The sequence below is a fragment of the Mailhella massiliensis genome, assembly GCF_900155525.1.
Lineage (GTDB): Bacteria > Desulfobacterota > Desulfovibrionia > Desulfovibrionales > Desulfovibrionaceae > Mailhella > Mailhella massiliensis.
The window spans coordinates 102,098-123,709 of sequence record NZ_LT706942.1 but is presented as its reverse complement, the minus strand read 5'-3'; the positions used below and the strand labels follow the sequence as shown (position 1 = coordinate 123,709).

The following is a 21,612-nucleotide window of genomic DNA, read 5'->3' as shown; positions in this document are numbered from 1 at the left end:
TCAGAAGTTCAGACCGGGAAGCTCAAGGATGAGGCGGTAGGAATTATCCCTGGCCTTGCTCTGTATGGAACCGAGAATATGGAAGCACTGATGGTAATAGCCGATGACGAAGCGGCGTTCGTAGTTTCTGCCGGTTTCAATGTTGTCTTCCGTGCGGTAATAGAGGGTGATATTGCTCCAGGGACGGAAGGTGATGGTATTCACCAGCAGGCGCTGCGGAGAAGTGAAACGGATGTCGCTCAGATTGTCGCGCTTCATTTCATCAAGATAATTATAGTTCTCGTCGCGCGTGCTGTACGAGACGCTCCACGACCCCCAGCGGCTGTTGGACAGCGTCGCGCCGGTATCGCTGCGGGTCACGCCTTCGCCGTACATGGAAACGTACAGACGGTTCCACAGGCTCAGCCAGTTCAGGGGATTGAACTCAAGGTAGGAATAGGTATCCATCCAGGGACGACGGCCGTACAAGTCGCGGTATCTGGTACGACCGGCCTCGTCGATATCGTAGCCGGTGGCGATTTCCCAGCGGACGGGGTCGAAATAGGATTCGGAAACCTTGTAGCTGCCCTGAGCTCCCGACACCGTTTCCTTTCTGGCGGTGAAGAGGTTGGTGAAGGAAAGCCGCAGCCGCTGCGAAGGCTTGATGCGGTCCATCTCTTCAAAAACGGGATTCTCGGACTGATCCTTGTCCGGCGTCCAGGCATAGGTCAGGCGGGGCTGCACCTTATGCCGGAGCCCCGTCCAGCTGCTTTTGCCCACGTTGTCGGCCGTGGCTTCCAGGCTGTTTTCCGGCATGTCCCACACGCGGGAAACCTGGGTGAAGAGTTCCGCGCTCACATCGGGAATGAAGCGGTCCTTCGTTCCCCCGCCGCGCGTCCACTGCTGGCTGTCCACCAGGTCGGTATGGTTGCTGTTGTAGTATGTCTGGCGTATGCCGCCCGTCAGCAGCATGGAGGCGCCGGGGAGATTGACGGGAAGGCTGAGCTCGGGGTGAATTTCCGTGCGGAGCCCGCGTATGCCTTTGGCCCGGTATTCATAGGTGCTCGACACTTCGCCCTGAAGTTCCAGGGGGAGGTCTTCCAGCATGCGGCCCTTGAAGAGATAAAGGTTCACGGGAATGCGCTGTACCAGCGTATCCTCACTGTGGGAAAGATTGCCGTGCCCCAGCGAGGGATCCTGCTCGTAGCGGAAGCCCGCAGACACCATGAAACGATCCCAGTCGCGGTAGATGAAGCCTTCGCTTACGCGGTTCTGGTCCACTTCCTGAATATCGCGGCCGAACATGTCGTACAGCGAATCGCGGGTACGGTTGAAGCCGGTGCGCATGTCGCGGAACTGACGCAGGAAGTTCTGGTCGGACACATAATCCAGATTGTAACGGTAACGCCAGCCCGAATCGCCGACGAATCCGTCGCCCATGCCGCGCAGCCAGAACCTTTCCTCGTTGGTGTTGATCTTGCCGTCGGTATCGTTGATGCGGTCGCCCGCTTCGGTGCTGAAGGTATGCCTGTCGTAAAGAAGGTCGAGCGCAAGCCAGGTCTTGTCCTGATCGCGCGTATGGGAACGATATTCCAGACCGGGCATGAACCCGGCCCTGCTCATGTAGGTGGAATAGAAGGTCATGTCACGACTTTCGTCGATGACCTGAAAGTACGGAACGGAGGCAAAGGCGCCGTTCAGACTGCTGTAGCCGAAATCGGGCATGAGCAGGCCCGACTGCCGGGTGGTTTTGGCCGGAAGCACCAGAAAGGGAGCTTCCATCACGGGCATGTCGAGAATGTTCAGCGTGGTGTGGGTAAGCCTGGCATAGCCGTCGATCTCGATTTCCGCGAGACTCGTATCCAGAGACCATGCCGGCACATCGCCGTCGCAGGCCGTGACCCGCGCGTCCTTGAAGCGGTAACGGTCGCCGAAAAGCTTGTCCACCTTTTCGCCCGTCACATACATGTGGGGGCCTGCGATGAAGATGGAACCTTCCTTGAGCCAGCCGGTACGGGAGGTGAGGTCGAACTCCGCTTCGGCGGCATTCAGCATGTCCCGGCCCATGCGGGCTTCCACATTCCCCTGAACGAAAATCCAGTTGGTGGTGGTGTAGTATCTGGCGAAGTCGGCCTTCATGTAGTCTTCGCCCCGCTGAAGCAGCACGCCGCCCGAAGCTTCCACGATCACGCCGTCGTCCAGACTGACGAGCTTGTCGGCGTTGAGCGTCCAGGGAGTATCGCCGCGCGTGGTCAGAGACTTCTGCCCTTCCGCCGCAAAAGCGGGGGAGGAAAGGCACCATAACGCCGCCAGAACGGCCAGAAAAAGGCGTACCGGGGAAAAGAAGAAGGAAAAAGGAAGGAACACGGCATTTTCCGGGTTGCAAGACAGAAGAAGAGGCGGTAGAGGCAAAAGGGCGCAATAAAAGACGCCAGCCACACAAAAAGGCCGGAGACACCGGCCGGAACCTGATGTTCCATAACATACAAATCGTGCGAAAAAAAGCCCCCGGACAGGGCTTAACGCCGAGCGCATCCATAAGGAACGGGAGCTTCACCATGACAGAGCCTTCATGCCGCGTATACGTCAACTGGGAGCATTTTCGCCATAATATCGGGGTATTGATGAAAAAGGGCCATGAACTCATGCCCGTCATCAAGGCCGATGCCTACGGCCACGGCGTAGAGCGGGCCGCCCGGGAACTCGAAGGGCTGGGCATAGGCTGGGCCGCCGCAGGCACGCTCCGGGAAGCCGCGCTTGTACGGGACTGCGGCTTTTCCGGGCACATCGTCTCCCTGCTCTGCCGCGTTCCCGACGAGGAGGACGTGCGCCTCGCCAGAGAAAAACGCCTCGTGCCGCTCATCCATAACCGGGAGGGCCTGCTTGCGGTGAAAAAGGCCCTTGCGGACACCGATACGCTCGATATCGCCGTCAAGGTCGATACCGGCATGGGCCGCCTTGGCTTCCCCCTGAGCGAAATGGAAAACGTCGCCGCCTTTCTTGCCGAAAACCCCGGCATCCGCCCCATTGTTCAGGTATCCCACTTCTCCGTGGCCGACGAACCGGACGAGGCCGCCTATACCGCCATGCAGTGCGACATCTTCTACCGGGCGGCGGAGATCATGCACAGGAGATTTCCCTCCATGCGCTGCTCTCTCGGCAACACCGCCGGGCTGGCTTCACAAATCACGCAGAAAGACGACATCTGCCGCCCCGGTCTGGCCCTCTACGGCTACAATCCTCTGTACGGCACCACGAAACAAAGCGATTGCGAAGGGCTTCTGCCCGTGATGGAAGTATCCGCCCCGCTCATCAGCGTACACCCTCTGCACAAGGGAGAAAGCCTGGGATACGGCCGTACCTACAGGGCGGAATCGGAACGGATCGTGGGCTGGGTGGCCATAGGCTACGCCGACGGCTATCGACGCAATCCCGCCCCCGGAACGTGCATGTGCATAGGCGGCGCGCGCGTACCCGTCATCGGCCGGGTGGCCATGCAGATGACCTGTGTGGATCTTACCGATCTGCCCCGCATTCCCGCCCCCGGCGATACCGTCTATATTCTGGGAGGCCCGGGAAACGCCGTTTCCGCGCAGGATATCGCCGGATGGTGGGGTACCATTCCCTATGAAGTGACCTGCCTGTTCGGCAGGAATAGAACGGAATAGGCCGGGCAGCTCCGTTCTGGAGATCGGCGCAAAAACTCCCGGAACAACTCCGTTTCTGGAAAAAGAGCCTTCCGCGCCCGTCTTCCGGCCTGAAGCTCAGACAGCGCTTCACGCTGCGGCAACGATTCCGGCCCGCTTCAGCCTGCCGCTGAGCCTCAGGGCGTTCTTTCCCGCCGCCCTGCCGCACGTCGCCGCCCGCGCCGGAGAAACCGTTTCGGAAGTTTCCGATGTCCCGGCGGGCTTAAAACAAAAGCCCTCTTTTTCCGCCGCATGACGGAAAGAGAGGGCTTTTGGACAAGAAAAAACTAGGCTTCAAGCGAACCGCGGAACGAGGCAAGATCGTCGATGCCCAGTTCCTCGCACAGTACGGGAAGATCGCGGATGATGCGAAAGATGGTTCCCGGATCGCTGAAGTTGGCCGTGCCCACGGCCACGGCATGGGCGCCCACAAGGAGAAATTCCAGCACGTCGCGCGCAGAACGCACCCCGCCTACGCCGATGATGGGAACCTGAACCACCTTGGCAATCTGCCATACGCAGCGCAGAGCCATGGGCTTCACCGCAGGCCCGGAGAGCCCGCCGATGACGCTGCCGAGCATGGGGCGGCGCGTCGCAATGTCCACGGCCATGCCCTGAATGGTGCCGATGCAGGAAATGATGTCGGCCCCGGCGGCCTCCACGGCTCGTGCCACCTCCACGATATCCATGATCTGGGGAGAAAGCTTGGCGATGACGGGCTTGTTGCCCGCCGCACGCTTCACGGCGTTCACGGCGCGGGCGGCCGTCACCGGATTCTGGCAGAAGCGCTGCCCGCCGCGATGATCGTTGCGGCAGGAAAGATTCACTTCCAAGGCGGCCACGCCCCTTTCCCCGGCCAGAACGGAAGCCAGCGCAGAAAATTCATCCACGTTGGAGGCGTTCAGGTTGGGAATGATCGGCACATCCTGCCAGGGCAGTTCCGGCAGTACGGCGCTTACGAAGTGAGCCGCGCCGTCGTTCTGCGTGCCTACGGCGTTCAACATGCCCGAAGGGGTTTCCGCCACGCGGGGCATGGGCGCGCCCGCGCAGGGGTTGAGCGTAAGCCCGTTGGTAATGATGCCCCCAAGCTGCGTGATGTCGCCGTAGGGGCGGTATTCCAGCCCGCTTCCGAAGGTGCCGGAAGCACTCAGCACGGGATTTTTCAGCTCAAGACGGCCGTCGGCAAGAGATACGCGAAAGTCCATCATACGCTCCTTTCTCCAGGCATGACGGCATGAAGATCAATATCGGAAGCCCAGAAAACCGGGCCGCTGGTGCAGGTCTGTACGGGAAGTCCGGCCCTGACGGGGTCGGGCCAGTGCTTCGAGGTGATGGTGGTGCAGCCGAGGCAGGCCCCGGTGCCGCAGGCCATGCGTTCTTCCAGAGAAAGCTGCGTGGGCAGGTCCAGTTCTAGGGCGCGTTCCCATACGCGCTTCAGAAAGGGCATGGGGCCGCAGGCCAGGCATATACCGCCATGTTCCTTGTATTCCACCATCTTTTCACGCACCACCTTATGGAACTGCTCCAGCTCCCCGGGGGTGCGGTCGCGCATGTTTTCCATTTCCATGCGGGCGGCCATGGCGTCGGTGGGATAGTTGTTGCTGGGCAGGCCGTGCCCGAAAAGCATGAACAGGCTCGCCGGAGCGGGATGCACGTCGGCGTATCCCGCAAAGGGAGCGATGCCCACGCCCCGGGCCAGAAGCAGCGTGGGAGTGTCGGGCCGCATTTCGAAACTGGTGCCGAGGGGCCCCCACACCACCACCTTGTCGCCGCTCTTCAGGCGGGAAAGTCGGTCGGTGCCGGGCCCGAGCACGCGGAAAAACAGCACGAGACTCTGCGAAGTCACTCTGCAGATGGAAAGCGGACGCGCCCAGGTGGAACCCTCGCCGTCCTGCATGGGGCGCAGCATGATGAACTGGCCGGGACGCCAGCTCTTCCAGGCAGGACGCTCCAGCGTGAGCGCATAGAAACGGTAGACGCCCGCAGGGCCGGCCACGGGCTGGCCGAAGGGGACATTGTCCGTTACCGTCAGTTCCGAGCGAACAGGGGAAATCATGAGGGCCTCCGCAAAGTGTTTTCCTTTTATATGTATCCGATCCCACTCCCGGTCAAGGGCGTTGTGACGACCTTGTCTTTTTTTCTGTCGCTCACAACACACCGTGTTCATGCAGGATTTTCACGCCGATGCCTATGAGCACCAGCCCCCCGAGGATGGAAGCCTTGTTGCCCATAAGGCTGGAGGAACCGAGAATGCGGCCGAGCTTCACGCCGACGGCGGTAAGGACGGCGCACACCACGCCAATGACCGCGGCGGGCCACCATACCGAAAGATTGATCATGGCAAAGGAAAGCCCCACGGCCAGAGCGTCCACACTGGTGGCCACAGCCAGCATGACGAGCTGAAAACCGCGGGAAGGATCGCCGCCCGTGCTCTCCTCCTCTTCGCCGGACCACGCCTCGCGAAGCATGTTGACGCCCACAAGGGAAAGCAGACCGAAGGCTATCCAGTGATCCCACGCCTCAATATAGGTATGGACGGATACCCCCAGAAACCAGCCTATCACGGGCATGAGAAACTGAAACAGGCCGAAATGGAAGGAAAGGCGGAAATAGTGCCTCCAGGTGACGGCAGGCAGCGTCGCCGAGGCGGAAACGGACACGGCGAACGCGTCCACGGCCAGAGCGAGAGCAATGGCAAGAATGGCGAAAAAAGACATATCTGCTCCGAATGCGGGGTTTTGGCGCATTATACCGATATGCCCCCCCGCCACAAGAGCTTGTGCAGAAAAGCGGACTGGGATACGATGACCTGTACCTTAAAGAATCAAAGGATTTTCCGAACATGTCTGAACCTTACCTGACCATAACCCCGCTGGGAGGACACGGCGAAATCGGCATGAACTGCCAGAAGTGGCAAACCGACCAGGGGGTGGTGCTGGTGGACTGCGGCCTGATGTTTCCCGACGACGCGCTGCTCGGCGTGGACGTCGTCATTCCCAGGCTGGAATCCGTCTTCACCGAAGGGGAAAAGGTGCTCGGCATCGTACTCACCCACGGCCACGAAGACCACATAGGCGCTCTGCCCTGGCTGCTGCTCCAGTACAAGAGCCTGCGCGGCATACGTATTTACGGTTCCCCCTTCACCCTTGCCCTTGTGGAGCACAAGCTGGAAGAACAGGCGCTGCTCGACAGGGTGGAACTTGTGCCCATGCCCGCCTACGGCACGGTGACGCTGGGCAATCTCACCTTCCATTTTCTTCCCGTGCATCATTCCATACCCCAGTGCTACGCCCTGGGGGTGGAAACTCCCGTGGGCAAGGTGCTCCATACCGGCGACATCAAGCTCGATCCCGCACCGCTGGACAACGAGGCCTGCGACCCTCTTTCCGATTTTTCCCGCTTTGCCGAAGAAGGAGAAAGCAAGGGCATACGCCTGCTGCTGGCCGATTCCACCAACGTGGAAAACCCGGGCCGTTCCCTGCCGGAAAGGCAGGTAAGGGACGACCTGGACGCCATTTTCTCCGAAGTGAAGGGGCGCATCATCATCGCCCTCTTCTCCAGCCATATCCGCCGCATCCGCACCGTGCTGGAACTTGCAAAAAAATACCGCCGCTCCGTGCTGGTGAGCGGACGCAGCCTTTCCACCAACATCGACAAGGCCGTGGAACTGGGCCTTCTGGAACGGCCGGAAAACGTCTACAGCGAAGCCGCGGGCTTCCCGGAACTCGACCCTGGGCAGACCGTGGTGCTTGCCACGGGCACGCAGGGAGAACCTCTTTCCGCCCTCGCCCGCATCGCCCGCGGAGAACACCGGCAGATTTCCCTGCATGAGGGCGACACCATCATCATGTCCTCCCGCGTGATTCCCGGCAACGCCCGGGCCGTATCGCGGGTGCTCAATCAGATCTACCGTCTGGGAGCGGAAGTCTACCACAACCCCGAAAGAACCGTGCATGCCACAGGTCACGCCTGCCGGGGCGAGCTCAGGGACATCATCGAACATACCCGGCCCGAATATTTCATTCCCGTTCACGGGGAATACCGGCACTTGGCCCTTCATGCCCGCCTTGCCGAAGAATGCGGCGTGGCCCACGACCACATCAAGATCATTGAAGACGGGCAGCCCGTCACCTTCACGAGCGACGCCATACGCATGGAGGAACCCGTTTCCGTGGAATCCGTCATGGTGGACGGCAAGGGCGTGGGCGACGTGGGCCGCATGGTGCTCAAGGAACGCCGCATTCTGGGCGGCGAAGGTCTGGTGGCCGTGGTGCTCGTCATCGCCGCCGAAACGGGCGAAGTGCTGCACGGGCCGGAAATGATCTCCCGCGGATTCGTGTTCGAACAGCAGTACAGCCACCTTCTGGAAGACGCCAAATGTCTGGTGCTCGATCAGCTCGAATCCACCAACCCCAACGACATTTCCCGCCTTTCCGACCGCATCCGTTCCAGCCTGCGCCGCTTCTTCCGCGACGTTCTGGGCAGAGACCCCATCGTGGTCCCCATCGTCTCACAGGTCTGACCGCCGCTTCCCTTGCTTTTCATGGCCCGAAACGCTCCGTGCTTTCGGGCCATTTCCGTAGGGCCCGGGACGATATCCGGCCGGTCTTCTCCTTTCCGGCGGAACACGAAAAGGATGCTTCTCCGTCCGCAGCACTTCCCGTACATCGCATTCACCGCGCTGCCGCCGCTTATCCGCCGCGCTCCGGGGGCACACACGGGCCGGCACGGATCACGGTTTTCCCTTCCGCGGAAACGACCCGCATCAGGGCCTGTCGTCCTCCTCCGCAAGGCGTATGCATATGCCGTTGCGGCCTTTCCGCTTGGCCTGATACAGGGCATCGTCCGCCCGCTTGAAAAAGACTCCCAGAGTTTCCGGCGCGGAAAACTGCGTCACGCCGAAGCTGCACGTCAGTATTCCGCCATGAGGAAAGGTACGGCAGTCCCGCACGGTATCGCGAATACGCTCGGCAAGCACCAGAGCGCCTTCCCAGCCTACCATGGGAAGCAGAATCACGAACTCCTCTCCCCCGATACGTGCGACGATATCTTCTGCGCGGCAATGTTCCTGAAGCGCTTCCGCAAGGAACTTCAACACGGCATCCCCTATGTCATGGCCGAAGGCGTCATTGATTTTCTTGAAGAAGTCCACGTCCATCATGATCATGGAAACAGCCTGCCCGTGCCGGACGCTCAGTTTCATCCATTCTCCGGCCCGCTTTTCGAAGGCGCGGCGGTTGAACAGCCCGGTCAGCGGATCGGTATAGCTCATTCTGCGCAGTTCCGCCTGGGCGATTTCCAGCTCCGTAATCTTGTCGGCAAGCGTCTGTTCCATGAGCTTCATGTCGAAAACATCCACAAGATTCCCCACAAGTCCCTTTTCTCCCGTATGAGGGACGCAAAAGCCCTTGCTCCAGTACAGAATATGCCTGGGTCCCGCATGAGTATTGCACACGGATTCATAGTGAACGACACTCCCCGTCCTGATGGCCGCCATGTCCTCACGCTGACACCTTTCCCGCGATTCCCTGGAAAGATGGTCGAGTTCCAGCACCGTCCTGCCCAGCAGACCATGACGGTCGACATGATAGAACTCTTCGTACGCCTTGTTGAAAAAGCAGAAACGCGCATCGGCCGACTTGGCGAACACGGGCGTCGGCAGTTCATCCAGTACGGTTTCAAGAAAGCGCACCTTGCGGTATAACATCTCTATGGTTTCAGCGTCGGTATCTCTCATCATATTCACCATGAAACGATATCCGGCAGAAGACGGACCGCTTCTGACGACAGGCTTATTAAAAATTGCGCCGCGGAAGGCTCGGACGGCAGGCATGTATGCCCATCATAAAGAGGCGAAGGGTTCCACCATCGGGAAATACCGGCCTTCACCTCCTGAAAAAACGGCAAATATCATAGGGCTGTAAGCCACAAAAATTTCTTTGCAGTTCTCTTTATCACACGAAGTGCACTTCTGTTGAATCCTTCATACCGGAAAGAACATTCCGTCTCCGACAACTGTATTTTCCGCAGGGGCAGTCCGGGCCTCCCGTTTCAAAAGGATTTTTCAGCTTTCGGTACTTTCATCCATATTTTCTCCAAACTGCCTTGAAAATACACCGCTGTCAAGATTTCCGACCTGTCTCTTTTGCAAAGTTATTTACATCGGAAAAACATATTCAAACAACATGTACATCATTCATGACAACACACAACAAAATATATATTTATTGCACATGCCATCCATATTATTATATACATCAAACACAATATCAAACCCACAAAAAAATACATATTCGTTTACAACTTATGTCAAATCACAAAACGCATTTTATCATTTGTTCATTTTTCATATGTATAGCGATACAGAAAAACATGTTACTTTATGCCCGAGATATGAAAAGAATCATTCCATATTCATGTTACGGCATACGCTGACTTCGGAAAAGCCCGCGGCTCCCGGCGGACTTCATCCTCCCCGGATGCCGTCCGGCATCTCAATAACGGAAGCCGTGTCTCTTCCGAAAACATCATGCAGCCGGTACGCAGGCCGACAAAGCTCCGGCAAGCTTTCCGGCACGTTTCCTTCAACGAAACCGTGTTCCTGTACCGTACGGAAAGGTCGCATCACCGGACCCGTCATCCGTCAGAGCGAATACCCGGGCGAGGCAGATACGGCGCAAGCCGTGCCCGAAGGCCTTTTCCTCCCTCCGAAAAAACGTCTGCATGGCTCCGGGCAAGGCGCGGGTCCGAGTTCTCTTGCGTATGCGACAGCGTCCTCTCTTGCCGTCTGTCCGGGGAAACCGGCCTCCCCTTCCCTCCCGGCCGGAACGTATGGGTACTGGTGCAGGCAGCATACGTTTTTCCCCAGTCGTGCCGAGGAGCGTTTCCCCCAAAAAAGAGCGTCAGGCGGAGCCGGAGATTCCCCCTGTGCGCCTGTAAGGCGCTCTTTACCAGCCGCCCCCGAAGGCGCATGTGCGGTTGACATCGGCATTTCTGTTACCGGCGGCCCGTAAACGGGCTTCCGGCGTACGGGATGCTTGTTCGCCGTGCCTGTCCTCGTTCGGTGGATTCCTGATGTACTCGGTTCTCTTTGCCTTATGCTTGCCTGCGGTATCGACATAGTACCCGCGGCGCAAAAATTCCCGATTGCGATATTAAACTTCAACTCCCTGAACTGTTCGTATATCCAAAGGCGGCTCTTCCCTTTCCCATACCCAGCGAACGCCGATACGCTCATCCGGGCTTGAGACATCCTTGTGATGTGCTTCAGGGCGCAGCCCCCTTTTCCTGACAAGTCAAAAGAAGGGCTTATCACCTCCTCATGGCTATAAGTTTTCTGGCCCCAGCCTGGCCGGGGGCTTTTAGTCAGGACCACCCGTAAAACGGGTGGCTTGACCAGCCCTGTAAGGGCTTGTTACTTACTCGCGCCTTAAGGGCGCCGGCTTGAACTTCTCTGGTCGGCGCCCTGCCTTTTTTTCAACAGTTCAAGCCCNAGACAACTGGTTATCTCACAAAGGAACCCCTTTTTTAACTTATGTAAAGGCTTCGCCTTTTTGGAACTCCCCGCATAGCGGGGAGTTTTCAGTCTTAAAGTCAGGACCACCCGTAAAACGGGTGGCTTGACCAGCCCTGTAAGGGCTTGTTACTTACTCGCGCCTTAAGGGCGCCGGCTTGAACTTCTCTGGTCGGCGCCCTGCCTTTTTTTCAACAGTTCAAGCCCCCATGTACTTTGACTCGTAGCCTGCTCCTAAAGGAGCTTTCCCTGCTTTGGACTGAACGGATCCGTATATTCCCTGCACGTCCTCTTATCAAGCATGATATCTTCTCTATCCTGATCCCGTATATATTTCCTGATCGTTGCTTCGTTCAAACCTGCTGTGCTGACGTAATATCCCACGCTCCAGAATCTCCGATTGCCATACCGGTATTTCAGCTGGGAAAATTTATCAAAAATCATCAGTGAACTTTTACCCTTTATATACCCCATAACCGACGATATCGCATACTTTGGCGGTATCATGACAAGCATATGCACATGGTCTATCATCATATGTCCCTCAATAATTTCGATTCCCTTGTAATTACAAAGCTGTCGTATTATTTTTCCTATTTCTTCACGGTATTGCCCGTAAATCACTTTTCTCCTATACTTCGGAGTGAAGACAATATGGTACCTACACAGCCATTTCGTATGTGCCAGATTTTGTTCTTTCGCCATAAAAAAACACCTTTTCGATGTGGACGGGAGCCTGAACAACTCCGTCTTATCGAAAAGGTGTTTTTTTAGGTATAACCATTTTGTGGTCCACCCGCTAAGCGGGTGGTTTTCTGTTTCGGTCGCTTCCGCTCCCTCAACTGCCTAAAGGCCTTAAAAAAAGCGCGTCCGGCAGAGCCGGACGCGCTGATCATGCTGCGGGCGTGCCCGCGTCAGGGATTAGTCGTCGGTGGCGGCAATGCAGTCGCCGGCGTTGGCCACATAGCCGAGGGTACCTTCCACTTCCACTTCGCTGCTGCGGCTGCCGAAGGCGGCGGCGCCGGGCATACGGAAGCTGGAGCAGTCGGCGGGAGCGATGGCCACTTCAGGGGTGTGTTCGGCCTGAGGCACCCATTCGTAGGGCACGCGGTAGGCACGGTACACCATGTTCATGTTGCGGCCGTCCTTGTAGGGGTTGATGAATTCCCACACGATCTCATGGTCGGCGGTCACTTCGAGCAGGCGGCCGTCGGAACCTTCGGTGATGAGGGTGTTGCCGTTGGGCAGACGCTGAGCGGCGCTGATGAAGGGGCTGTAGAAGCGGCTGGCGTCCAGCGGAACCACGAAGCCGGCTTCGTGGGGAGTGTACTGCCACACGATGTCCAGCGTGATGGGATCGAATTCCAGAACGCGGGTGTAGTCGCGCTGAGCGGCCTTCACGCCGATGGGAGCGCCGGGGTTGGGGCTGTCGTAACCGGCCCAGCCGCCGTTGTCGAACACGAGGATGTTGCCCGCGCCGGGGAGCCCGTCGGGAATCATGTGCGCATGATGCTGACCGATGATCCAGCCGAGCTTGTGTTCGGGATGGCCGAGGCTGTAATCGGGGCCGACCTTCCAGACGATCTTGCCGGTTTCCTTGCTGATGATGAAGATGATGTTGGTTTCACGGCCGTCCATGATGATGTTGTCGGGATGGAAGCGTTCATCGCCGGCATCATACCACTTGTTGGGGCCGAGGGTGGACATGGAGTTGATGTGCATCCAGTCGCCGAGACCGGGAGCGCTGTCGATGAGGGAACCGCCGCGGTAGTTGGGGTTACGGCACATGGCGTTGCGGGCGGCTTCGGAGAAGCCCATTTCCTGCACATGATCGGAGGCCTGCCATTCCCAGATGATTTCGCCGTCCCAGTTCACTTCGTACACGACGTCGTCGAGCAGAGGCTTGTCGGAGATGTATTCGCAGTGAACGTCGCGGTGGCAGAGCACGAGGGTGTTGCCGGACATGGACTGAGGTTCATGGCCGGGAGCATAGTAGCCGGTGGTGCTGCCTTCACGCTGGAAATCGTGGTGCTGACGGGCCATCCACTGGGGCTTTTCACCCGGATCCTCAATGAATTCGGCCTGGTTGAATTCCCACACCACGTTGCCGTCCCAGTCCACCTGGATGAGGTCGACCTGGTCCTGAAGGCCGTACTTGGGGTTGCGGATGCCGCGGCTGCCGAGCAGATAACCGCCGGGGAAGATCTTGTTCGGGAAGCCGTGAACGCCCTTCCAGAGCTTGATTTCCTGGCCGTTCATGTCGATGAGCATGGCGCCCTGGCCCTTGACGGGCATGACGGTATAGCCGTTGTACGCCTTTTCAGGATTGTAAAGGGTAACACCGGTAGGGTAAACTGTAGGATGGCCCATGATAAAACTCCTTTATAAGAGTTAGGGGGGACGTTCCGGGGGCCGAAGCCCCCGGGAGCGGGAAAAGCATTAGAGTACTTCCGGACCCATGAGGGTGTAAGGCAGCCAGAGGGCGATATCCGGGATGAAGGTGATGAGCACCACCGCAAGAATCATCAGGCCCACGAAGGGAACGATGCCCTTGAAGATGGTTTCGATGGGGATACCCTTGGCCACACCGGCAAGAGCGAAGACCACCACGCCCACGGGAGGCGTGATCTGGCCCATTTCCATGATCATGACGGACACCACGCCGAACCACACGGGGTCGAAGCCGAGGGCAACCACGGTGGGGAAGATGGAAGGCAGGGTGAGCATGAGCATGGGGATAACGTTCATCATGCAGCCGAGGATGATGTAGATGACCACGATGATGGCGAAGACCCAGTAGCGGTTGAACGGCAGGGAGACGATGAAGTCGGCCAGCAGGAAGGGCAGACGGGTGGCGGCGAAGAAGTAGCCGAGGATGGCCACGCCCACCATGATGCCCATGATGCGGGCGGTGAGTTCGCCGGTTTCATGCAGAGAGGCGAGCAGGTTTTCCTTCGTCACCTTACGGCGGGCGAGGGCATACAGGAAGGCGCCCATGGCGCCGATGCCGCCGCCTTCGTTGGGAGAGCAGATACCGGCCACGATGCTGCCGAGCACCAGCACGAACAGGGCAAGGATGGGAAGCAGGCCCATGGAGGACTGAATCTTCTCCTCCAGGGTGTACTTGGGGCCGCGGGGAGCCAGCTCGGGATGACGCACGGCCATGTAGTAGATGTAGCCCATGAACATGAGGGCCAGCATGATGCCGGGCACGAGACCGGCCATGAACAGACGCCCGATGGAGACTTCCGTCACGATACCGTAAATGATGAAGCCCGAGCTTGGCGGAATGAGGATGCCCAGCGTACCGCCTGCGGCCAGAGAGCCCGTGGCGAGGGAGGGCGAATACTTGAGGCGCATCATTTCCGGCAGAGACACGGAACCCATGGTCACGGCGGTGGAGAGGGAGTCGCCGCACACGGCGGCAAAGCCCGTGCAGCCTGCAACGCCGGCCATGCCCATGCCGCCGGGCATGTGGCCTATCCACTTGTTGGCGGAATTGAACAGGTCGACGGAAATGCCGGAGTAAAGAATCATGCAGCCCATGAGCACGAAAAGCGGCAGGGCCACAAGGTTGTAGTTGGCGGAAGCGGCGTACGGCGTGGTACCCACGGCGGCCAGAGCGGCGACGATGTTACGGGAAACGGCCACCATGCCCATGGCGCCGATGATGCTCATGGCCCAGGCGATGGGCATACGGATGAACAGGAAGAGGAAGAGCAGGCCGAACGCTATGAGTCCGAGGAAGAGGTTGGAAATTTCGTAGGGGCTTTCACGGTACCAGAAAGGCAGATAGGCCAGCGCAAAGGCAAAGGCGACGCCGAGCACGAAGGGAACATAGTGGCCGGTGCCGATGCACTTGACGCTCTCGCGCAGGAACTGGAACAGCGCCACGACGGCCGTGAGGCAGAGACCCATCACGGGCATCCAGTAGTAGAATTCCAGAGGAATGTAGAGCTCCATGGACTGGGTGCCGAACTTGCTCAGGAAAGCGTCGTAGCTTTCGAAGGTGAGCAGCACCATGACGCCGAGCACCAGAGAGGCCACCGTCATGTCGCACCAGCGCTGCATACTCTTGGACATGCGCTCATAGATGAAGTCGATCATCATGTGACGGTCGTGCAGCTGAAGAACCGCCATGAAGGAGAAGGTGGTGAGCGCCAGAAGATTTTCCTGAAGTTCCAGCGAGCCGGGCACGCTGAAACCGAACAGACGGCAGCATACGTCCACGGTGATGAGCACGGGCAGAATGGCCATGGCCACATAGCTCAGCCAGCTCACCTTGGTGGTCAGTTTTTCAAGAAAGTCATGTATGCTCTGAAAAGCGGGAGAAAGGGAAACTTGTTCTGCCATGGAGACCTCGGCTTTTCACGATCCGCACCCGGGCGGACCGCACAGAAAAGGGTAGCCAGAAAACGTGCCTGTGATGAACGGACGGGAGGGAGACGGAACTCTCCCTCCCGCGACACATTACATCTTGTAGTCGCCGTACTTGCCGGCTCTCATCTCTTCGGTATAGAACTTGGAACGTTCCTGAGCGTACTTGTACACGGCGTCGATGACTTCGGGCTTTTCGCCTTCGCAGGAGGCCTTCCAGTCGTTGACGAACTGGCCGAGAGGCGCAAGGAAGGGAGCGCGTTCCTCATCGGTGAGATAGAAAAAGGTGTGGCCCTGAGATTCCATCCAGGCCGTGTCTTCCTTGGCGCCGTCTTCCAGAGACTTGCCCACGCCGAGCGCCATTTCCATGCCGCCGGTCTGCTTGAGATAGCTCTTCATGTCGTCGGGCATGGAGTCCCACAGGTCCTTGTTCGCTTCCATGGTGAAGGCCTGCACCATGATGTTGAGCATCAGGTGGTACTTGGTGGCTTCGGTGATCTTGTAGGACTTGAGGGGAGCGAGCGGGCAGATGACGCCGTCGCCCATGCCCTTGGACAGGGCAAGATAGGTATCGGGAGAGCTCATGCGGATGGGGTTGGCGCCGAGAGCCTTCACGAGTTCAAGCGCGACGGCGTCCCACACGATGATCTTCTTGCCCTTCAGATCTTCCATGGTCTTGACGGGCTTGAGGGTATGCAGCTGATACGCGGCGGAAGCCCAGGAAGTGAAATGCACGCTGTTGTCGGGAAGTTCGGCACGCGCTTCGGGGAACTTCTCGATGATGTCCTCAAGCACCAGGGAACCCACGATGGCGTTGGGGCACATGCCGGGAATGGCCACCACGTTCAGCAGGTTGTACTTGCCGGGATACACGGAGGGACGAAGCACGCCGAAGTCCACGCGGCCGTCGGTGATGGCCTGAGGAGCTTCGGATTCGGGATACAGGGAGTTGGTGGCAAAGTAGTCGAAGGTCAGCTTGCCGCCGAACTTTTCGTCCGTGGCCTTGAAATAGGGTTCCCAGTAGTTCACCACGGTGGGATGCTTTTCAAGGTAGCTGCCCATGAAGGACAGATGCTTGAACCCCTTGGCGGCCATGGCGGTTCCCGACATGGCCAGCATTCCGCCCACGGCCAGAGCAGCGGCCAGAGCTCCGAATCGTTTCAACATATCCGACTCCTTGTAATGTGAAAATTGTCCTTATACCTGCCGAAAAGCCGTCCCCAGGAACAGCTTCAAAGCCTCATTCATTAGAGTCTTAGTAAAATAAATATCAACCTTAAGTCAATAGGGAAAATTTTTTCCATGGCCTAATTCCATGAAATCATTACCGTAAAAATATCCTTTTCGCAAAAGGCAGCATGATGGAAAAACGCATAAAAATGTCGCTTTCCGGCGTTTCTCCTGGAAAAATCCGCTGCCTTCCCTCCTGAAAAAACAGTCGAAGGGAAGAAAAAGTCATGGAAAACGCCCTATTGGATAAAAAAAGCACGAAGCGCACCGCAGATGAGGGTCCCCCGCTCCCTGCTCCGGGACCTGCGGCCTGACCGGTGCGGGCACGGCTCCCTGCCGCCTGAGGCGACAGGAGCCCCGGACGGCTGCGCCCCGGGGCTCCTGAATTTCCGGCGGACACCTTCCGAGGCTGTCCGCCCGCTCCGAAGCCGCACGGCGTCGGAACCGATGCATCGCGGCCATGCCGCGTCCATGCTAGATCTTGTAGTCGCCGAACGCGCCCGAGCGGACCTGCTCCGTATAGTACCTGCTGCGTTCGCGGGCGAACTTCAACACTTCCTCGACAAGTACGGGGTCCATATTCCCGCACTCTTCCTTCTGCCAAAGATCGGTGAACTTCGCCAGAGGCGCGAGAATGGCGGCACGTTCCTCATCATTGAGATAATAGAAGGTGTGCCCCTGCTTTTCCATCCAGGCGGTGTCGTCCTTCGCCCCGTCTTCCAGAGACTTGCCGCAGGCTTCGGCCATCTTCAGGCCGCCTTCCTGCTTGAGCCAGGCGCGCATGTCGTCGGGCATGGAATCCCACAGGTCCTTGTTCGCTTCCAGGCAGAACGTGTTGACGCCGAGATTCAGGATGAGATGATGCTTGGTGGCTTCGGTGATCTTATAGGAACGAAGAGGGGCCAGCGGGCAGAGCACGCCGTCGGCCATTCCCTTGGAAAGCGCGAGATACGTGTCGGGAGAACTCATGCGGATGGGATTGGCGCCGAGAGCCTTCACATATTCCAGAGTGGTGGCATCCCAGGCAATGATCTTCTTGCCCTTCAGTTCTTCCGCATTGCGGATGGGCTTGAGGGAATGAATCTGATACGCGGCGGAAGCCCACGAAGTGAAATGTACGGAGTTCGGCGGAAATTCATCGCGCACGGCCTGGAACTTCTGGATGAGTTCCTCGGCCACCATGCTGCCCACGATGGCATTGGGGCACATGCCGGGCAGCGCCACCACGCCGAGCAGATTCATTTTGCCGGGAAAAACGGAGGGGCGTACTTCGCCGATGTCCACACGGCCGTCGGTCACGGCGGCAAACGCTTCCGATTCGGGATACAGGGAGTTGGTGGAGAAATAGTCGAAGGAAAGCTTGCCGTTGAACTGCTTTTCGGCAGCCGCGATGAAAGGCTTGAACACGTTCACCGTGGTGGGGTGCTTCTCCATGTAGCCGCCCATGAAGGACAGATGCTTGAACCCCTTGGCCGCCACGGCGGTTCCGGTAAAGGCCAGCATTCCGCCCATGGCGAGAACCATGGCCATCACTCCGAACTTTTTCAGCATATGCAAGCTCCTTTTTGTGAATTTTTTACCGATTTTTTCACCAACAAAAAACAGCGTCACGGCCTTTTTCCCGTGTATGATTTTTATAGTAGGGAAGCCAGCCCCCCGTCAACAGGAAAATTCCCGCCATCCCCTGTCTCCCTTGAATTTTCCGCCTCCGCAGGCCGGAAGGACGCTGAAGAAGATTCCGGCGGAAAACTCCTTTCTCCCGGACAGAAAAACCTGAACGGACCCTCTTATCGTGCTTTTTATCACAATACCTGTTTTCCCGTTCTTTCCTCAACCAACACTCCGTCACCCGGCGACCTTCTTCTTGTAAACATGCCTTTCATCCTCCCCCTGCCGCATGGCGGAAGCTTTCATTTATACGGTCCGCAGGCACATCTTGCGGAAGCGGCGCCGCTTTCCCCTGCGGCCGACGGCCCATGAGGAGAAAAACGCAAAAACGACACGGCCGCATTTCCCGTGCGTTTCCGCCTTTCCGGGAAACGGAAAACCTCTTCCCCTCCGATGCGGACCCGTGCCCGGACTCGCCTTCCGCATTCGTTCCGCGTGCGCCTCCCCTCCCCGAAGAAAACTCACTCAAGGGGGCCCGTCATGCAACATTCCCCGCCGTCATGCCTCAAAACGCAGCGGCCCGGCGCGTCCGGCGCAGCATACGCCCTCTTCCGCCTCCGCCGGACGAAGGATACAAAAAAACCGGCGCAAGGCCGGTTTTTCTTCTGCTTCAAGGCCGGAATCTATTCCGCCACAGGCTCGTAGTAGCAGCGCTTGGGGGAATGAATCTTGCCCGCCTTCTTCAGCTCGGCGCAGGCCTTGGACACTTCCTTGGAATCCACGCCGAGAATCTTGGCAATATCGCCGGGGCGGACGGGCTTTCCGGCTTCCTTCATGGCTTTGAGAACCTGATCTTCCATGCTAATCTCCTTTTTTGTACGGCGCATGAGCTGCGCCTGAGCCCTGCTTGTAGCCTTTCTCCCGACAAAAGGCAAGACTTATCAGGAAACATTCCTGATTATTTTTTCATCTCCGGCGGGCGAACCCCTGCGCAAGGCGGAGACTTCGCGCTTCCGCCGCAGAAAGGACAACGCGGAAAGCCGGTTCCGCGCCGAAAACGCCCCGCTTCAACACGGCAGCTCCGTGCTGCGGCCGATATGAGTATGGTATGAAGCTCTCCCTTCTTTTCACGGCATCGGCCCTGGCCCTGCTTTTTGCCTGCACACCCAAAGTGCCCGTATCGGGGCATACGGAACTTCCGGGCAGGCCGGGGCCAGCCTATATTCAGTGGCTTGAGGAACAGGCATGTCTGCGCAGGGCTGGGGAAGTGACCTCTGTCGTAAGCGGCTCCTCCCTGAACTGGCGCTGCGGTTCGCGCACGTCGCTTCTGCCCCAAACGGCAGGAACATGGTTCCGGGCCTCCCCCGCGCTTACGGCATGGACGGGGCAGGGTTCCTTTCTCTCCGCGCTCGCCAGGAAGAACACGGCGGAAGAACTTGCCTCTCTGGGCATACGGGGCCTCTATCTGTCCGGCATGGCCGACACCGGCGACGAATGGAAGGGGCGTTCCCCGGCCTGCGGACTGGGAGAGGATGCCACGGGGCTTTCCCTCGGCAGGACGGCAGGCGGCAATGAAGAATACGACGCTCTGCTCGCTTCCCTTGCCGGAGCGGAGCTCCTCGCCGGCGGAACGATGCCGCCCGCCCACACCGGCATGGGGCCGGACTTTTTCCTTGCCCTGCGCGCCGTGCGCGACTACCCCGGCCTGTATGCCATGCTGGAAGTTCCCGGTGAACTGCAGCATGTTCTGCCGGACCTTGCGCCGCAGGAGCAGGCCGCCCTTTCTTCCGCCGAAACGGACGCGCTCGCCGCGCGGGGCCTCATGGCGCCCGCCCTCGTGCAGGATGCGCCGGGTTTTGCGGAGGAGGCGCGGGGCTGGGCGGCCACAGGACCCGTCGTCGGGGTGGACGGCGTGAAAAGGCGCTGGATATACCGCTGGTACGCCAGCCCGGAACGGCCCGTTCTGTACTGGGACGACCCTTCCGGCGCGGCGAGACGCATCATGGAGGCGGCGCTCATCGAACAGGCGGGACTTCGTCATCAGGCTCTCGTCGGTCTCCACGCGGCGGCATGGATGGGGCTGGACGCCGTCTCCCCCGGTGAGACTTCCACCGCAAAGGATAATCTTGAGCCGGGCCTTTCGGCCCTGAGCACCCTTTCGCGCAACGCACACCGTTACGGCGCGGCCCTGCTCATGGAAGATTCCCTGCCCATGGAACGCCTGGCCGCCCTCCAGCGCTCAGGCGTGGACTTCTGCTTCGACTCCGTGCTCTTTCCCTCCCTGGAAAAATCCCTGCTGCTGCAGAATGCGGACCCCGTGCGGCGGAGTCTGCGCCGCTCGCTGAGGCTCGGCGTGGATCACAAGGCGCTGTGGCGCGCTGCCGCGGACGGGCTGCCCCGCCGTGCCGGGGAAGCGCTGCTTCCCCTCATGCCGGAAGGCTGGGCTTCGCTTCTGACGCCGCAGCACGGACAGGAGAAAGCGCCCCGCATCAGCGCCCCCGCTCTTGCCGCCGCAAGCCTGCGCCTCCCTCCCGGCAAAGCGCCGGAGCAAACGCCCGCATACGCCGTGGAGGACGCCCATATGCTCCAGATAGCGGCGCGGGCCTTTCTGCCGGGGCTGCTCATGATTTCCGGTTCCGATCTTTCGGGAGCCCTGCCGCTGGGAGAGGACTGGCCCGCCACGCCCCCGCTCTGGCAGATGGACCCCGTCCCCGCAAGCCGCCGGGGCCTGCCCTCCGGCCTCGCTCTGTACCGCCGCCCCGGCAGCGACGCGAAAGACAGGCTGAGAACCATGATCACCGCCCGGGAAAACTGCGGCATCTCCAAGGGAAGGCTCACCCTCGTGCCGGACTGCGCGGAGCAAAGCGTACTCGTCACGGTAAGCGTGCTTCCCTCCGGCGCAAGTCTGGTCTTCTTCGGCAACTTTTCGGAGAACGGCACGACCGTTGCCCCGGAATTTTCCCTGTGGGACGGCGCATCCTCAAGGGTCGATCTCCTTACCGGAAAAACCGTTTCCCCCGGAAAGGTGACGCTTTCTCCCCTGGGATGGAGGGCGGTTCTGCTGCGCTGACCCCTGCCGCGGCCCCGGAGAAACGCCGACGCGCGGAAAAGCGCATGAAAAATCGCCCGGAATACGGCGCGGGGCTTGCGCCGCCGTGGATATTTTGGGATACTTTCCACACTTGTCGACAGGTTTGAAGACCTTTTATGAACCTCAGC

Annotated in this window: 15 protein-coding genes and 1 pseudogene; 4 read left to right on the top strand and 12 right to left on the bottom strand. The window is 59.0% G+C overall.

Annotation, left to right across the window (positions count from 1 at the left end):
* On the bottom strand, positions 1 to 2,346 hold the full coding sequence (locus CZ345_RS02970; protein ID WP_077071711.1) for an LPS-assembly protein LptD: 2,346 nt from the start codon (positions 2,344 to 2,346) through the stop codon (positions 1 to 3).
* Positions 2,347 to 2,537: 191 nt separating this feature from the next.
* On the opposite strand from CZ345_RS02970, the gene alr reads away from it, so the two are divergent.
* Positions 2,538 to 3,647 carry an alanine racemase gene (alr, locus tag CZ345_RS02965; RefSeq protein WP_077071710.1) on the top strand — a complete coding sequence of 370 codons (1,110 nt, stop codon included), beginning with the start codon at positions 2,538 to 2,540 and terminating at the stop codon, positions 3,645 to 3,647.
* Between the two features lie 305 nt (positions 3,648 to 3,952).
* Here the strand turns inward: alr and CZ345_RS02960 are convergent, their stop codons facing one another.
* The 3 genes from CZ345_RS02960 to CZ345_RS02950 all read right to left on the bottom strand — a co-directional run bounded on the left by CZ345_RS02960 (position 3,953) and on the right by CZ345_RS02950 (position 6,382).
* Positions 3,953 to 4,870, bottom strand: a complete 918-nt coding sequence (locus CZ345_RS02960) for a dihydroorotate dehydrogenase (protein WP_144277233.1) — start codon at positions 4,868 to 4,870, stop codon at positions 3,953 to 3,955.
* On the bottom strand, positions 4,870 to 5,721 hold the full coding sequence (locus tag CZ345_RS02955; protein ID WP_077071708.1) for an iron-sulfur cluster-binding protein: 852 nt from the start codon (positions 5,719 to 5,721) through the stop codon (positions 4,870 to 4,872). Before CZ345_RS02955 ends, CZ345_RS02960 begins: the two co-directional genes overlap by 1 nt.
* A 91-nt stretch (positions 5,722 to 5,812) precedes the next feature.
* Entirely contained in the window at positions 5,813 to 6,382 is a 570-nt protein-coding gene (locus CZ345_RS02950; protein WP_077071707.1) for a manganese efflux pump MntP, read from the bottom strand.
* 125 nt (positions 6,383 to 6,507) lie between these two features.
* Between CZ345_RS02950 and CZ345_RS02945 the strand changes: the two genes are divergently transcribed.
* Positions 6,508 to 8,187, top strand: a complete 1,680-nt coding sequence (locus CZ345_RS02945) for a ribonuclease J (RefSeq protein ID WP_077071706.1) — start codon at positions 6,508 to 6,510, stop codon at positions 8,185 to 8,187.
* A gap of 243 nt (positions 8,188 to 8,430) precedes the next feature.
* On the opposite strand, the gene CZ345_RS02940 is transcribed toward CZ345_RS02945, so the two are convergent.
* From CZ345_RS02940 to dctP (CZ345_RS02905), 7 genes and pseudogenes are all read right to left on the bottom strand, one after another.
* Positions 8,431 to 9,405 carry a sensor domain-containing diguanylate cyclase gene (locus CZ345_RS02940; RefSeq protein WP_204224208.1) on the bottom strand — a complete coding sequence of 325 codons (975 nt, stop codon included), beginning with the start codon at positions 9,403 to 9,405 and terminating at the stop codon, positions 8,431 to 8,433.
* Between the two features lie 1,256 nt (positions 9,406 to 10,661).
* Positions 10,662 to 10,905 (bottom strand): annotated as a pseudogene (locus CZ345_RS17295) (transposase); the annotation flags it as partial.
* Between the two features lie 507 nt (positions 10,906 to 11,412).
* Positions 11,413 to 11,883: an IS200/IS605 family transposase gene (gene tnpA / locus CZ345_RS02930; RefSeq protein WP_077071289.1), complete on the bottom strand. Its 471-nt coding sequence runs from the start codon at positions 11,881 to 11,883 to the stop codon at positions 11,413 to 11,415.
* 216 nt (positions 11,884 to 12,099) lie between these two features.
* Positions 12,100 to 13,548 carry an aryl-sulfate sulfotransferase gene (locus tag CZ345_RS02925; RefSeq protein WP_077071704.1) on the bottom strand — a complete coding sequence of 483 codons (1,449 nt, stop codon included), beginning with the start codon at positions 13,546 to 13,548 and terminating at the stop codon, positions 12,100 to 12,102.
* Positions 13,549 to 13,617: 69 nt separating this feature from the next.
* Positions 13,618 to 15,531 carry a TRAP transporter large permease gene (locus tag CZ345_RS02920; protein ID WP_083717094.1) on the bottom strand — a complete coding sequence of 638 codons (1,914 nt, stop codon included), beginning with the start codon at positions 15,529 to 15,531 and terminating at the stop codon, positions 13,618 to 13,620.
* Between the two features lie 117 nt (positions 15,532 to 15,648).
* Complete coding sequence (dctP, locus tag CZ345_RS02910) at positions 15,649 to 16,722, bottom strand: TRAP transporter substrate-binding protein DctP (RefSeq protein ID WP_077071703.1); 1,074 nt, start codon at positions 16,720 to 16,722, stop codon at positions 15,649 to 15,651.
* Between the two features lie 537 nt (positions 16,723 to 17,259).
* The gene (gene dctP / locus CZ345_RS02905) at positions 17,260 to 18,336 is read right to left on the bottom strand and encodes a TRAP transporter substrate-binding protein DctP (protein ID WP_077071702.1); all 1,077 of its coding nucleotides are present in this window, start codon (positions 18,334 to 18,336) and stop codon (positions 17,260 to 17,262) included.
* Here dctP (CZ345_RS02905) and CZ345_RS16485 point away from each other — a divergent pair, their 5' ends adjacent.
* On the top strand, positions 18,337 to 18,765 hold the full coding sequence (locus CZ345_RS16485; RefSeq protein WP_144277221.1) for a hypothetical protein: 429 nt from the start codon (positions 18,337 to 18,339) through the stop codon (positions 18,763 to 18,765).
* A 311-nt stretch (positions 18,766 to 19,076) separates the two neighbouring features.
* Here CZ345_RS16485 and CZ345_RS02900 read toward each other — a convergent pair whose 3' ends face one another.
* Complete coding sequence (locus CZ345_RS02900) at positions 19,077 to 19,253, bottom strand: helix-turn-helix domain-containing protein (RefSeq protein ID WP_077071701.1); 177 nt, start codon at positions 19,251 to 19,253, stop codon at positions 19,077 to 19,079.
* A gap of 248 nt (positions 19,254 to 19,501) precedes the next feature.
* Here CZ345_RS02900 and CZ345_RS02895 point away from each other — a divergent pair, with 248 nt between their 5' ends.
* The gene (locus tag CZ345_RS02895) at positions 19,502 to 21,463 is read left to right on the top strand and encodes a hypothetical protein (protein WP_077071700.1); all 1,962 of its coding nucleotides are present in this window, start codon (positions 19,502 to 19,504) and stop codon (positions 21,461 to 21,463) included.
* Positions 21,464 to 21,612: the final 149 nt, after the last annotated feature.